This window comes from Nocardioides thalensis, assembly GCF_013410655.1.
GTDB lineage: Bacteria > Actinomycetota > Actinomycetes > Propionibacteriales > Nocardioidaceae > Nocardioides > Nocardioides thalensis.
In genome coordinates this window covers 3291122-3305218 of the sequence record NZ_JACCFP010000001.1, presented here as the reverse complement: position 1 = coordinate 3305218, position 14097 = coordinate 3291122, and the positions used below count along the sequence as shown (strand labels likewise).

General features: G+C 71.2%; 13 protein-coding genes and 2 tRNA genes. 9 read left to right on the top strand and 6 right to left on the bottom strand.

Going from position 1 to position 14097, the window contains the following annotated elements; translation table 11 throughout:
• Positions 1 to 2: 2 nt before the first annotated feature.
• From HNR19_RS16105 to HNR19_RS16095, 3 genes are all read right to left on the bottom strand, one after another.
• A complete protein-coding gene (locus HNR19_RS16105; protein ID WP_343047229.1) occupies positions 3 to 1496 on the bottom strand; it encodes a YncE family protein in 1494 nt (497 codons plus the stop codon).
• 158 nt (positions 1497 to 1654) lie between these two features.
• Positions 1655 to 2107, bottom strand: coding sequence for a gamma-glutamylcyclotransferase (locus tag HNR19_RS16100; protein ID WP_179668860.1), 453 nt, complete (start codon positions 2105 to 2107; stop codon positions 1655 to 1657).
• 128 nt (positions 2108 to 2235) lie between these two features.
• The gene (locus HNR19_RS16095; protein WP_218910284.1) at positions 2236 to 3354 is read right to left on the bottom strand and encodes a S8 family serine peptidase; all 1119 of its coding nucleotides are present in this window, start codon (positions 3352 to 3354) and stop codon (positions 2236 to 2238) included.
• A 165-nt stretch (positions 3355 to 3519) separates the two neighbouring features.
• Here HNR19_RS16095 and lpdA point away from each other — a divergent pair, with 165 nt between their 5' ends.
• On the top strand, positions 3520 to 4923 hold the full coding sequence (gene lpdA / locus HNR19_RS16090) for a dihydrolipoyl dehydrogenase (protein WP_179668858.1): 1404 nt from the start codon (positions 3520 to 3522) through the stop codon (positions 4921 to 4923).
• Positions 4924 to 4992: 69 nt separating this feature from the next.
• Here the strand turns inward: lpdA and HNR19_RS16085 are convergent, their stop codons facing one another.
• From HNR19_RS16085 to HNR19_RS16075, 3 genes are all read right to left on the bottom strand, one after another.
• On the bottom strand, positions 4993 to 5787 hold the full coding sequence (locus HNR19_RS16085; protein ID WP_179668857.1) for a hypothetical protein: 795 nt from the start codon (positions 5785 to 5787) through the stop codon (positions 4993 to 4995).
• A 96-nt stretch (positions 5788 to 5883) separates the two neighbouring features.
• A complete protein-coding gene (locus HNR19_RS16080; protein WP_179668856.1) occupies positions 5884 to 6501 on the bottom strand; it encodes a TetR/AcrR family transcriptional regulator in 618 nt (205 codons plus the stop codon).
• Positions 6502 to 6528: 27 nt separating this feature from the next.
• Complete coding sequence (locus HNR19_RS16075) at positions 6529 to 7485, bottom strand: DMT family transporter (RefSeq protein WP_179668855.1); 957 nt, start codon at positions 7483 to 7485, stop codon at positions 6529 to 6531.
• A 67-nt stretch (positions 7486 to 7552) separates the two neighbouring features.
• Here HNR19_RS16075 and HNR19_RS16070 point away from each other — a divergent pair, with 67 nt between their 5' ends.
• The 8 genes from HNR19_RS16070 (at position 7553) to tig (ending at position 13973) form a co-directional block, all read left to right on the top strand.
• On the top strand, positions 7553 to 8272 hold the full coding sequence (locus tag HNR19_RS16070; protein ID WP_179668854.1) for a hypothetical protein: 720 nt from the start codon (positions 7553 to 7555) through the stop codon (positions 8270 to 8272).
• Between the two features lie 56 nt (positions 8273 to 8328).
• Positions 8329 to 9744 carry an NAD(P)H-quinone dehydrogenase gene (locus HNR19_RS16065; protein WP_246303525.1) on the top strand — a complete coding sequence of 472 codons (1416 nt, stop codon included), beginning with the start codon at positions 8329 to 8331 and terminating at the stop codon, positions 9742 to 9744.
• Positions 9745 to 9813: 69 nt separating this feature from the next.
• Positions 9814 to 10320, top strand: a complete 507-nt coding sequence (locus tag HNR19_RS16060; RefSeq protein ID WP_179668852.1) for a ribose-5-phosphate isomerase — start codon at positions 9814 to 9816, stop codon at positions 10318 to 10320.
• Complete coding sequence (locus HNR19_RS16055) at positions 10313 to 11161, top strand: Fpg/Nei family DNA glycosylase (RefSeq protein ID WP_179668851.1); 849 nt, start codon at positions 10313 to 10315, stop codon at positions 11159 to 11161. Before HNR19_RS16060 ends, HNR19_RS16055 begins: the two co-directional genes overlap by 8 nt.
• A complete protein-coding gene (locus tag HNR19_RS16050) occupies positions 11158 to 12213 on the top strand; it encodes a PP2C family protein-serine/threonine phosphatase (RefSeq protein WP_179668850.1) in 1056 nt (351 codons plus the stop codon). Before HNR19_RS16055 ends, HNR19_RS16050 begins: the two co-directional genes overlap by 4 nt.
• A 68-nt stretch (positions 12214 to 12281) precedes the next feature.
• Positions 12282 to 12352 (top strand) — tRNA-Gly (locus tag HNR19_RS16045).
• A gap of 38 nt (positions 12353 to 12390) precedes the next feature.
• Positions 12391 to 12463, top strand: a tRNA-Pro gene (locus HNR19_RS16040).
• An 82-nt stretch (positions 12464 to 12545) separates the two neighbouring features.
• Positions 12546 to 13973: a trigger factor gene (tig, locus tag HNR19_RS16035; protein WP_179668849.1), complete on the top strand. Its 1428-nt coding sequence runs from the start codon at positions 12546 to 12548 to the stop codon at positions 13971 to 13973.
• Positions 13974 to 14097: the final 124 nt, after the last annotated feature.

Here is a 14097-nt window from a genome sequence, read left to right as displayed (position 1 = left end):
GGTCACCACTGCGCCGCGAGGGCGGCCGGCACGTAGCCGTGGCGCACCCGCTGCGGGTGGTTGCCGACCTGGAGGTAGCCGACCTCCTCGCCCGTCGCCGTCGACAGCACCGCGACGGCGTCGTCGTCGGAGAGCGAGACCCAGCAGGTGTCGTTGAGGCCCTCGGTCGACCAGTACGGCTTGCCGTAGTGGTGCCCGGTCGTCTCCTCGTCGAAGTACGTCGCCTCGCCGGACTCGACGTCGACCAGCGCCGCGTAGTCGTCCATCGTGCCAGCGACGCACAGCGTCTCGCCGTCGTCGCTGATGGCGATGCCGTGGTGCGCGGAGTCGTTGACGTAGGCCTCGCGGGACATGTTCGGGTAGGTGCGCTCGAGGTCGACGACGTCGACGACGGCACCGGTGGCCGGCTCGGCCTCGGTGCCCAGCGTGTAGTCGCTGGTCCCATTGAGGTCGGCGGCCTGGGTGTCGAACACGACGTAGCCGTGCAGGAACGAGACCTGGAGGTAGAGGTGGCGGCCGTCGGGGTCGACGGCGACCGGGCGGACGGCGCTGCTCATGCCCGGGTGGCCCGCCTCGGCGAGCTCGTGCTTCATGTCCCAGCGCTCGAGGACCTCGAACGTCTCGTTGTCGACGTACTGGAGCCAGCGGTCGGACTTCACCGCGCCCTCGAGCGCGTGCCAGGGGAGACCCGCGAGCAGGCGGTCGAGCCCGAGCAGGCCGCCGAGGGGCCCGAGGAGCTGCTGGAGGTTGATCCCCATCAGCGTCAGGTCGGACGCGTCGAGGTCGTCAGCGGGCGTGTAGACGCGGCCGATCGAGGCGTGCAGGATCCGCTCGCCGTCGGCGGTGTAGTTGCTCTCGTGCGGCGTCTCGCCGGACTCGAACGTCCGCAGCCGGTCGCCCATCCGGACCACCGTGCCGTCGGGGAGGGTCTCGTCGACCATCGAGTACTCGATGACCTGGCGCGAGGTCGAGTCGGACACCAGCAGCCGGCGGCCGTCGTTGGACAGCTGCATGTGGTCGGTGCGGTAGCCGTCCATCTGCTGCTCGCGCACGATCGAGTCGGTGCGGCCCGCGGTGGCCTTGGCGATGTCGATCCACACCACGTCGGCGAAGCTGGGGCGGGAGACGGCGAGGTACTTGCCGTCACGCGTCGTGAACATGTCGTCGACGTACTGGTTGTGGCCCTGGCCGGGGCCCGCGTTGATCGCCAGGTAGAACACGAGCTTGACCGGGTTGGTCATGATCGCGTTCGTCTCGGCCGCCTTGTCGGGGATGAGGTTCACCCCGCGCTTGAGCACCTCGAGGGTGGTGGCGTCGACGATGCTGGCGGTGCCGTCCCAGTTGTTGCCGACCCACATCACGTCGACCAGGCCGGGGTCGGCGCTCTCGGCGGGGGCGGGCGGTGCCGCGGTGGCGCCTCCGGTCGCGACCGTCGCGGCCAGGCTGCCGACGGCGGCGAGGGCGACGAGCGCGCGGCGGGAACGGGACGGGCTCACGGGGGTTCGCACGCTAGGTGCAACGAGTTCCAGTGGCAGTGGTCACGCGCGAGCAGGACACTTGACCTGATGCCGGTGGTTGAGGTGCGAGGCCGGCCGCGGCCTTGCCTCGTCCTGAGGTGCGAGCTTGCGAGCCTCGAAGGGCTCGAAACTCCGGCTCACAACCCCGTCGACCGGCAGTCGCGCCGGCGCAGTCGCGCGACGTAGTCGGCCGGGGCGTCCGCGGCCTCGGCGGCGTCGGCGAGCACGCCGAGGTACGAAGCCGAGGGCAGGCCGCCCTCGTAGGCGTCGAGCACGTAGGTCCAGGCGACGACCTCGCCGATGAGCGTGGTCACCCGCACCTTGACCTTGCGGTAGAGGCCGGAGTCGGCCGACTCCCACTGGTCGAGCGAGGCGACGTCCTGCTGCGGCACGTCGTAGATCGCGACGAAGACCTGCTCGAGCGGGTCCTGGACGATCGTCGCGAGCGCGCCGTCCCAGCCGTGCTCCTCGCCGCCGAACGTGAGCCGCCAGCCGGTCAGCCACCCGGTCGTCTGGAGCGGCGAGTGCGGGCACCGCTCGCCCATCCGGGCGGGATCGAGGTTGGTCCCGTAGGCGGCGTACGCGGTCACGGCGCTCAGGCTAGTGGTTGGGCCGGAGGTTTCGAGGCTCGGCCGTGGCCGGCCTCGCACCTCAACCACCGGCAGGCCGGTGGTTGAGGTGCGACGAGCGCAGCGAGGAGCCTCGAAACCTCCGGACCTCAGTTGTTCGTGTACAGCAGGTGGTTGTTGGGCGTGGCCGGCTGGCACAGGATGATCAGCGTGCACGTGCGCGCCGTGCCCGAGATCTTGCCCTTCGTGGTGGCGGCCAGGATCGCGTTGCTCACCGTGGCCGGGTTGGCGTTCGGGTTCGCGCCGAGGTACTGAGCCGCGACCCCGGCCACGTGCGGCGTCGCCATCGACGTCCCGCTGATCGTGTTGGTGCCGTTGTCGAGCCACGCCGAGGTGATGTCGACGCCCGGCGCGAACAGGTCGACGCAGGTGCCGCGGTTGGAGAACGACGCACGCGCGTCGTTGATGGTGCTCGCCGCGACGGTGAGCGCCTCCGCCGTACGGGCCGGGGACTTGGTGCACGAGTCGGTGTTCTCGTTGCCCGCGGCGACCGCCATCGTGACGCCGTCGGCGATCACGCGCCGGACCGCGTCGTCGAGCGTCGCCGACGCGCCCCCGCCGAGGCTCATGTTGGCGACCGCGGGGTCTCCGGCCTGGTGGTGGGCGACGACCCAGTCCAGACCGGCGATCACGCCGGCGGTGGAGCCGGAGCCGTTGCAGTCGAGCACGCGGACGGCGATCAGGTTCGCCGCCTTGGCCACGCCGTACTTCGTGCCGCCGATGGTGCCGGCGACGTGGGTGCCGTGACCGTTGCAGTCGGTGGCGTCGTTGTCGCCGCTGACGGTGTCGCGACCGTGGACCGCGCGCCCGCCGAAGTCGGGGTGCGTGGTGAGGATGCCGGTGTCGACGACGTAGGCGTCCACGTTCGCGCCGGACGAGCCGTAGGTGAAGCTGTTGCTGAGCGGGAGGTCGCGCTGGTCGATGCGGTCGAGGCCCCAGCTCGGGGTCGGCGACTGGGTGTCGCTCGCGGTCACGCCGCGGTCGAGCTCGATGCGCTGGATCCGGGCGTCGCCGCGGAGGACGGTGAGCAGGGCCTGCGGGAGCGACGCGGCGAAGCCGTTGATCACGTGGTCGTAGACGTGGGTGACCTCGCCGGGCTCGCCGCCCAGCAGGTCGGCCGAGACCGCGTTCGGGTCGGCCGAGGGTGCGAGGGTCACGATCACGTTGACCAGGGGGTTTGCGGTGGCGCCGGCCTGGGGGGCGGGCACCGACACGAGTGATGCAGCGGCAAGTGCGCAGGCCGCAACGAATCCGAGAATCCGAGACATGGTGGGGAGCATCCTTCTCTTGTTTCCGGGGGCGCCGAGTGGCCTCCGGATGTGCCGAGCAGGATGCCCTGTCTGTGACCTCGGGCACAACACTAGGCTTGGGGCGTGACCCACTTTGATGTCCTCGTCCTCGGTGCCGGCCCCGGTGGGTACGTCGCCGCGATCCGCGCCGCGCAGCTCGGCAAGTCCGTCGCCGTGGTGGAGAAGAAGTACTGGGGTGGTGTCTGTCTGAACGTCGGCTGCATCCCGTCCAAGGCTCTGCTGCGCAATGCCGAGATCGCGCACATCATCACGCACGAGAAGAGCACGTTCGGGATCTCCGGCGACGCCACGATGGACTTCGCCGCGACCCACAAGCGCAGCCGCGGCGTGGCCGAGGCGAGCGCCAAGGGCGTCCACTACCTGATGAAGAAGAACAAGATCACCGAGATCGACGGGTGGGGCACGCTGACCGGCCCGAAGGCGATCGACGTCCAGGACGACAACGGCGACGTCACCGCGCACACGTGCGACGACCTGATCATCGCCACCGGCGCCACCGTGCGGACCGTGCCGGGCGTGGAGATCAACGGCAAGAACATCGTCTCCTACGAGGAGCAGATCCTCGACGACCAGCTGCCGGGCTCGGTGATCATCGGCGGCTCCGGCGCGATCGGCGTCGAGTTCGCCTACGTCATGAAGAACTTCGGCGTCGACGTGACGATCGTCGAGTACCTCGACCGGATGGTGCCGACCGAGGACGCCGACGTCTCCAAGGAGCTGGCCCGCCAGTACAAGAAGCTCGGCGTCAAGGTGCTCACCTCGACGGCGGTCAAGAGCGTCGAGGACACCGGCTCCGGCGTGAAGGTCACCGTCGCCCCGGCCGCCGGCGGGGGCGAGGAGCAGCTGCTCGAGGCCGACAAGTTCCTCGCGGCGTTCGGCTTCGCGCCCCGCGTCGAGGGCTACGGCCTGGAGAACACCGGAGTCGAGCTGACCGACCGCGGCGCGATCGCCGTCGACGGCCGCGGTCGCACCAACGTCGACGGCGTCTACGCCATCGGCGACTGCACCGGCAAGCTGATGCTGGCCCACACCGCGGAGGCGATGGGCGTCGTGGCGGCCGAGACGATCGGCGGCGCCGAGACCATGGAGATCGACTTCGACATGATCCCGCGCGCCACGTTCTGCCAGCCGCAGATCGCCTCCTTCGGCTACAGCGAGCAGCAGGCCAAGGAGAAGGGCTTCGACGTCAAGACGGCGTCGTTCCCGTTCTCGGCCAACGGCAAGGCCCGCGGCATGGCCGAGGGCGTGGGCTTCGTGAAGATCGTCGCCGACGCCGAGCACAACGAGATCCTCGGCGCCCACATGATCGGCCCCGAGGTCACCGAGCTGCTTCCCGCTCTCACCCTCGCCCAGCAGTGGGACCTGACCGCGGACGAGGTGGCCCGCAACGTGTTCGCCCACCCGACGCTGTCGGAGGCCATGAAGGAGGCCGTCCACGGCATCGCGGGGCACATGATCAACCTCTGATCCACCTCTGGACGACGACCGCGGCGGCGGGGTGCCACACCCCCCCGCCGCGGTCTCGTCTTCAGCGGGTCAGCCGGCCGGGTTCGGGCCGAACGCCGAGCTGGACTCGAGGATCGCCGTGTTGGTGCCCGCCGGCGACGGCAGCTTCTGCCGGCCGTTGACGACCGAGTCGAGGTTGAGCAGCTTGACGCCCAGCGCGCTGCACCCGGTTGCTGCCGGCACGGCGAACGCGTTGTCGACGATGCGGGTGCCCTCGGTGACCACCGCGCCGGAGGCGGGGTCGAAGGTCAGCGTGCCCCGGTCCCCGGTGATCGGCTGGTTCGGCGCCGGGGGAGCGGTCGTGCCGGTCGTCAGGCGCAGCGTGATCGGGTTCGCGTCCGAGCCGATGTAGCAGCTCGGCCCGAGCAGCGGGTTGGCCAGCTTGATCTTGACCGGCAGGATCACGCCGGGCCCCTCGCCGTACAGCACGTCGAAGATGTTGATCTCCGGCACCCCGGCCAGCTGCGTGGTGGCCTTGATGTCGGTGACGCCGGGCAGCAGCTTCTCGGTGCCCGCCAGGCCGAGCAGGCCGCCGGGCACCTGCAACGGCGTCGCCACGAGCTTGGGCTCGTCGAGCGGCGTGACCATCTCGGTGCCCGACATGCCGCCGGTCAGCGTGATCTCACCCTCGAGCGGGAGGGTGAGCGGACCGATCGTGAACGAGCCGCCGGTGGTCACCGCCTTGAAGCACTGGTCGGAGTACGTCGGGCAGTTCTCGAACGTCACCGGTGCGGCCTGGGCCGGTGCGGGGGCGGCGACCAGCGCAGCGGCTGCTGCGGTGGTGGTGGCGGCGAGCGTCGCGAGACGGCGGGCAGTGCGAAGCATGGGTTCTCCGGTTCTGTGAGGTCCCTCCCGAGACAAAAGAAACAGCAATGTTTCTTAATGTGTCAAGGGTCACTTGGGTGATGACTAGACCGCCCCTCAGGCGTTGTCCTCGCGGGCGCGGAGGCCGGCGAGGGGCAGCGTCACGAACCGGACGAGGCCCGGCACGATCCGCCTGATGTCCTCGGTGCGGCCGGCCTCGATCTCGCGGAACAGGATGCTGGAGATGCCGCCGACCAGGCCGAAGAAGACGACGTCTCCGAAGTCGTCCTCGATCTCCTTGAGGAAGACCCGGAAGCCCTGGATGGTCTCGTAGTGGGTCGCCCGCGCCTCCGCGCCCGCTCCCCAGACCTCGAGGATGCACAGCTTGCTGAAGGAGGGGTTGGCCGCCATCACCTCGGTCAGCGCGACGAAGCTGCGCTCGACGCGCTCCTCCCAGCTGCCGGGCTCGGACTGGGCCTCGCGGATCGCATCGGTGAGGACTGTGACCCCGAGGCGGTACGCCGCGTCGAAGCAGTCGTTCTTGTCCTTGAACAGCTCGTAGAAGGTGCGCCGGGAGACCCCGGCGCGAGCGATCACGTCGGCCACCGTGGTGTCGACGACGCCCTTGTCGGCGACGCAGTCGGCCATCGCGCTGAGCAGCCGCCCGCGCTGGATCTCGCGGACCTGCTCAGGCGTCAGGTCGTGACGCCCGCGGGGCAGCGCGTTGGAGTCCATCGCGCCTCATTGCACCACGAGTCGGCATCACGCGTCGGCCTGCCGCCGGCGGAAGAGCGCGACGACGACGCCGACGACGATGAGCCCGCCGGCGGCGATGCCGACCGGCCCCACGTGCGCGTCGCCGCCGGCCAGCTCGATCAGCTGGGCGCCGACGACCTGGCCCGCGATCATCGACAGGCCGAGCACCAGCACGCCGTGCACGTGCACCAGGTGGGCGGCGAGCCAGATGAAGCTGACCCCGAGCGCCCCACCCGTGTAGAGCCACCAGGTGCCGGGGAGGTCCGTGAGCCCTCCGTCGACGAGGAAGCTGCCGGTCCAGGTGAGCAGGAGCGCGGCCGTCCCGACGACGAAGTTGTTGAGCGTCGTGACCCAGGCGCCCGCGTGCCGTGCGACCCGTCCGTTGAGGGCCTGCTGCACCGATGCGCCGGCCCCCGCGAGGAACGGCAGAAGCGCGAGCACGACGACCTCCCAGGAGAACGCCTCGGCCAGCCGCTCGCCGGTCGCCAGCACGACCGCGGCCACCGCGAACGTCGCGGCGATCGCCCGCGGCACGTTGAGCGGCTGGTGTCCGCTCGGCCCGAGGCCGAGGTGGTCGACGAGGAGCGCGCTTGCGGACTGCCCGGCCGTCATCGCCACGCTGAACAGCGCGACGCCGATGGTGGCGATCGTGAGGCCCTGGGTGGCCACGAGGAACGCGCCGCACAGCCCGCCCAGCAGCTCGACCGGGCGGAGCCGGTGCCCGCGGACGGCGCCGACGAGGTCCTTGACCCGGTGCCGGGCCACGGCCAGCGTGATCGCGGCGACGATGACCAGGCCGATGCCGAAGCTGATGACCGCCGCGCCCACGCCGGCGCGCATGCCCTCGCCCATCTCGTCGGCCAGCCGGCCGTTGATCTCGGACTGGACCGCGACGACCGCGCCCGCGCCCAGCATCAGGGGGACCGCCACGATCTTCAGCAGACGGGAGGGCGGCGACGACACCGGGCGATCCTAGGGTTGAGTACCGGTGCTCACGCGGAGCACCCCCTCGCCGCGCGACCCTCGTCACATGAGAGACCTTCGCCGCATCGTCATCGCCGTCGTCATCGGCTCGTTCTCGGTCGCCGCCCTGATGGGTATCGCCGCACTCCTGGGCGGCGGGGAGTTCGGGGAGGCCGAGGGAAGGGTGCTGTTGACGACCCTCGTGATCGGGATCGAGTCCGTTGCCGTTCTCTGCTACCTGGCCGTCGCCGGGCGTCCCCTGGCCTTCGTCGGTGGTCTGGGAGCCGTCGTCTCGCTGGTAGCGACGGGCACCGCGCTGCTCCTGGTCTGGGGCCGCGAGCCCGAATTCGACTCGGACATCTGGAAGCTCCTCGGTGTCTCGATCACGCTGGCGGCGACTCTTGCCCAGGCCAGCCTGCTGATCGGCTTGGTACGCCGCCCGCACCTCCAGCCGCCGCTCTGGCTCACGATGGCCGCGGCCGGCGTGGTCGCCCTGATGATCCTGGGCCCGATCCTGCAGGAGTCCGACCCCGGCGGCGACTACTGGCGGGTCTTCGGGGTCGTCGCGATCCTCGACGTGCTCGGCACCCTGGTGCTCGTCGCGCTGGCCGCGTTCGGGCGGCGGGCCGACGCACCGGTGATCGCCGCGGGCCACCCGTCACAGCTGGTCGCGTTGTCGCCCGTGCTCCAGCGGCGGATCGCCGAGGTGGCTGCCGCGCGCGGTGTCACCACGTCCCAGGTGGTCGAAGAGGCGCTCGACCACCTGGAGGGCTCGGGCTCGCGCTGAGCGGGGGCCGCCCGCGCCCGATCGACCGCGCGGCGGCCCCTGCAAGAATGAGGGCCATGTCGAGCGCGCAGACCACGCCCCCGTCCCGCGTCGTGATCATCGGGGGCGGTCCCGGGGGCTACGAGTCCGCGCTGGTCGCCGCTCAGCTCGGCGCCGAGGTGACCGTGGTCGACTCCGACGGGCTGGGCGGCTCGGCGGTGCTCACCGACTGCGTTCCGAGCAAGACGCTGATCGCCACGGCCGAGCTGATGACCGACATGTCGGAGGCGGCGGAGCTGGGCATCGAGAGCCGCGACCACCAGGGCGACCCGACGACGCAGGTGCACGTCGACCTCGGCAAGGTCAACGCGCGGGTGAAGCGGCTCGCCACCGAGCAGTCGGCCGACATCGCCCGCCGGCTCGAGCGCGAGAAGGTCCGCGTCGTCGTGGGCCGGGGGCGCCTCGACGGGCCGGGCACCGTGGTGGCGGACCTGGCCGATGGCGGCACCGAGACGCTCGCCGCGGACGCCGTACTCGTCGCCACCGGTGCCGCGCCGCGCACGCTGCCGAGCGCCGTGCCCGACGGCGAGCGGATCCTGACCTGGGAGCAGGTCTACGACCTCACCGACGTGCCGACCGAGCTGATCGTGGTCGGCTCCGGCGTGACCGGTGCAGAGTTCGCGAGCGCCTACCTCGCGCTCGGCATCCCGGTCACCCTCGTCTCCAGCCGCGACCGGGTGCTGCCGGGGGAGGACGCCGAGGCCGCGCAGGTGCTCGAGGACGTGCTCAAGCGGCGCGGCATGAACGTGCTCTCGCAGTCGCGGATGGCGTCGGTGACCCGCGACGGCGACGTCGTCACCGTGACCCTCGCCGACGGCCGCGAGGTCCAGGGGTCCCACTGCATCCTGGCGCTCGGCTCGATCCCCAACACCGCGGGCATCGGCCTCGAGGACGCCGGCGTCATCACCGACGACGGCGGGTTCATCAAGGTCGACCGGGTGTCGCGCACCTCCGCGCGCGGGGTGTACGCCGCCGGCGACTGCACCGGCGTGCTCATGCTCGCGTCGGTCGCCGCCATGCAGGGCCGGATCGCGATGTGGCACTTCCTCGGCGACGCGGTCGCGCCGCTGGACCTCAAGCGGGTCTCCTCGAACGTCTTCACCGCCCCTGAGATCGCCACGGTCGGCTGGTCGCAGCGCGCGATCGACGCCGGTGAGATCCAGGCCGAGACCGTGATGCTCCCGCTGCGCGGCAACCCGCGCGCCAAGATGCAGGGCGTCCACGACGGCTTCGTGAAGCTCTTCTGCCGCCCCGGCACCGGCATCGTGGTCGGCGGCGTGGTCGTCGGCCCCCGCGCGAGCGAGCTGATCCACCCGGTGTCGCTGGCCGTGGCCGAGTCGCTCACGGCGGACCAGCTGGCGCAGGCGTTCACGGTCTACCCCTCGATGAGCGGGTCGATCGCCGAGGCGGCGCGCCGCCTCCACCGCGTCTGATGTGACCTCAGCCTCAGGCTCGAGCACACGCGGGCGCGCAGGTCGGCGTCTTCTGGAAGGATCGGGCCCATGCGCGTGCATCTCGGCTGCGACCATGCCGGCCTCGAGCTCAAGAGCCACCTCATCGGGTGGCTGACCGAGCACGGCTACGAGCCCGTCGACCACGGCCCGTTCGTCTACGACGCCGTCGACGACTACCCGGTCTTCTGCATCCGGGCGGCCGAGGGGGTGAAGGCCGACCGCGACGCCGGCCTCGACAGCCTCGGCGTCGTGATCGGCGGCTCGGGCAACGGCGAGCAGATCGCCGCCAACAAGGTCAAGGGGATCCGCGCCGCGCTCGCGTGGTCGGAGGACACGGCGTCGCTCGCACGCGAGCACAACGACGCGTGGGTCGTCGCGGTCGGCGGCCGGATGCACTCCCTCGACGAGATGACCCGGCTGGTCGAGGTCTTCCTCACCACGTCCTTCCCCGGCGACGAGCGGCACGTACGCCGGATCGGCCAGATGTCCGACTACGAGCGGACGGGCGACCTGCCACCGCTCCCGGAGTCGGCACAGCGGGCGGCTGATGCCTGAGGGGCACACCCTCCACCGGCTCGCCAACGAGCTCCGGGAGGTGTTCGGAGGGAGGGTGGTCCGCATCGGCAGCCCGCAGGGGCGTTTCGCCGACGGCGCCGCCGTGGTCGACGGGAGCCGCGTCCTGGGCGCCGAGGCCTGGGGCAAGCACCTCTTCGTCGAGTTCGAGGGCGACCGGTTCGTCCACGTCCACCTCGGGCTCTACGGCACCTTCGACGTCCACCCTGCCGTCGAGGAGATCCCGCTCCCCGTCGGCCAGGTGCGGCTGCGCATCGCCACGGCGTCGTCGTACGCCGACCTCCGGGGCGCGACCACCTGCGCCCTGGTGACGCTCGCCGAGCGGGACGCCGTCGTAGCCCGGTCCGGGCCCGACCCGCTGCGCAAGGACGCCGACCCCGACCGCGCGTGGGCGCGGATCGGCCGCAGCGCGGCACCGATCGGCACCCTGCTGATGGACCAGTCGGTGGTCGCCGGCGTCGGCAACGTCTACCGCGCCGAGGTGCTGTTCCGGCACCGCATCCACCCGCTGCGGCCCGGCCGGACGCTGCGGCGTACCCAGTGGCAGGCGATGTGGGACGACCTCGTCGAGCTGATGGAGTACGGCGTCCGCACCGGACGCATCGACACCGTGCGCGAGGAGCACACCCCCGAGGCCATGGGCCGCCCGCCGCGGGTGGACGACCACGGGGGAGAGGTCTACGTCTACCGCCGCACCGGGCAGCCCTGCCACGTGTGCACCCGCCCGGTGCGCACCCAGGTCCTCGGCGGGCGCAACCTCTTCTGGTGCGGCCGCTGCCAGCCGGTGTTCCGGTCGCGCGCCCGCGACGGGAGGGCGGCATGAGGCTCCTGTGGCTGCGGCGGTGGGGCTCCGTGCCCCGGTCGCAGTGGATCGCGCTCGCCGCGCTGTGCCTGGTCGCGGTCGCTGCCATGGTCACGACCGTCTGGGACGGCGACGTCGAGTACCCGTTCGGCATGCTCGTGCCCCTGCTGCTCGCCGTGGTCTTCCTCGACAACCGGATCATGAGCTGGTTCATCGGCGTCGAGATCGCGCTCGTCGCCACGATCGCGGTCGGCTGGGGGCAGAACGCGATCGAGGTCGCGTGCCTGGTGCTCGTGGTCCTGCTCTGCCTCCTCGTGCTGGCGCTGGTGCTGCGGGACCGGCCGATCGGGGTGACCGCGCGCCGCGGCGAGTCCATGCTGGTCGACCTGCGCGACCGGATCCTCGCCCAGGGCCAGATCCCCGAGCTCCCCGACCGGTGGCTGGTGGAGTCGTCGCTGTCGTCGGCGGGCGGCTCGCCCTTCGCGGGCGACTTCGTGGTCGCCACCACGCGCGAGCGCGGCCGCCGGTTGGAGATGGCGCTCGTCGACGTCTCGGGCAAGGGCGAGGCGGCCGGCACCCGGGCGCTCCAGCTCTCCGGCGCGATGGGCGGCCTGCTCGGCGCGCTGCCGCCGGACCAGTTCCTCTCCGCCGCCAACGAGTACCTGCTGGCGCGGCGCTGGGCCGAGGGCTTCGCGACCGCCGTGCACCTCTCCCTCGACCTGCTCACCGGCGACTACGAGATCCGCGCCGCCGGCCACCCGCCGCCGGTGCAGCGGCACGCCGGCTCGGGCCGCTGGGAGCTGCTGCCCACCGAGGGCATGATCCTGGGCCTGGTCGAGGGCGTGCAGTACGACGGGGTGCGCGGGCGGCTCGCGCGCGGCGACGCGCTCCTGCTCTACACCGACGGGATGGTCGAGGAGCCGCGCAAGGACATCGACCTCGGCATCGACGCCATGCTCGGTACCACCGAGTCGCTGCTGCGCGGGTCGTGGGACGGGATGGCGCGGCGGCTCACCGCCGCCGTCGGCTCGCGCGACGACGACCGCGCGCTGATGCTCGTCCACCGCCGCTAGCCGTTTAGGGCCGCCACCCGCCCTTGTGGCACGATGACAACCGCAATTTGCGTCCTGTGGGGCGTGCCGGGGATGTAGCTCAATGGTAGAGCCTCAGTCTTCCAAACTGATTACGCGGGTTCGATTCCCGTCATCCCCTCTCAGAGCGGCCGCACCGCCTCGGTGAGGCCACTTTGGCGGGGCGTAGCGTAGTGGCTAGCGCGCCTGCTTTGGGAGCAGGAGACCGCAGGTTCGAGTCCTGTCGCCCCGACGGTTCCACGCCAGAGATCCAGTCCGTGGTCACAGCCGTGATCACTCCCGTCAGATCCACCGAAGTAGTAGGAGAAACACCTGTGAAGAGCGCCGTCGAGACCTTGAGCCCGACCCGGGCCAAGCTGACCGTCGAGGTGCCCTTCGAGGAGCTCAAGCCGAGCCTCGACGCGGCCTACAAGCAGATCGCCCAGCAGATCAACATCCCGGGCTTCCGTCGCGGCAAGGTGCCGCCGCAGGTCATCGACCGCCAGGTGGGTCGCGGCGCCGTCCTCGACCAGGCCGTCAACGACGTGCTGCCGAAGGCGTACGTCGAGGCGCTCCAGGAGAACTCCCTCACCCCGCTGGCCCAGCCCGAGATCGAGCTGACCAAGCTGGAGGACAACGACGTGCTCGAGTTCACCGCCGAGGTGGACATCAAGCCGGAGATCACCCTCCCCGAGACCGAGGGCCTCGAGGCCAGCGTCGAGGACGCGGTCGTCACCGACGAGGACGTCGAGGAGCAGGTCAAGGCGCTCCAGGAGCGGTTCGCGACGCTGATCGACGTCGAGCGCCCGGCCCAGGACGGCGACTTCGTCGTCATCGACCTCAAGGCGAGCAAGGACGGCGAGACCGTCGAGGGCGCGGAGATCACCGGCTTCTCCTACAAGGTCGGCCGCGGCGGCATGATCGACGGCCTCGACGAGGCGCTGATCGGCGTGTCCGCCGGCGAGACCAAGACCTTCACCTCCCAGCTCGCCAACGGCGACCTGGTCGGCGAGGACGTCGACGTCGAGGTCACCGTCAGCCAGGTCCAGGAGCAGGAGCTCCCCGAGCTCGACGACGAGTTCGCCCAGCTCGCCTCGGAGTTCGACACCTTCGCCGAGCTCCAGGACGACGTCCGCGAGCGCCTGGTCCGCGGCAAGCGGCTCGAGCAGGCGGCCGAGGCGCGCGACGCGGTGCTCGAGGCGCTGCTCGACCGGGTCGAGATCCCGCTGCCCGAGGGCATCGTGACCGAGGAGCTCAACGCCCGCCGCCAGAGCATCGAGCAGCAGCTCGCCTACGCCGGCATGACGCTCGACAAGTACCTCGAGGACGAGGGCCAGACGCTGGAGGAGTACGAGGCCGACCTCGACCGCCGCGTGCGCGACGCCGTCGCCGCCCAGTTCCTCCTCGACGAGATCGCCGAGAAGTCGGAGATCGGCGTCGACCAGCAGGAGCTGACCCAGCACATGCTGCGCCGCGCGCAGCAGTCGGGCCAGGACCCGCAGGAGTTCGTCAACCACATGCTCGAGCACAACCACGTGCCCGAGATGGTCCAGGAGATCCGCCGCGGCAAGGCCCTCGCCGAGCTCGTCGAGGACGCCGTCGTCAAGGACGCCTCCGGCAACGTCGTCGAGCTGAAGAACCTGCTCCCCGACGGCTCGTACGGCGACCCGGCCGCCGAGGGCGACGAGGCCGCCGAGGGCGACGACATCGCGTCCGCCGCCCCGGTCAACGCGCCCGAGGAGCTCGTCCAGGACGACAAGTAGCCCGAGGCTGGTCGAGCACCCGCTTAGGGTGGTCGAGTAGCCGAGGCCCCCTGGGGCCGAGGCGTATCGAGACCCGTGGCCGGGATCATAGTGCACAGTTGTTCACTGAGCGCTAGGATCCCGG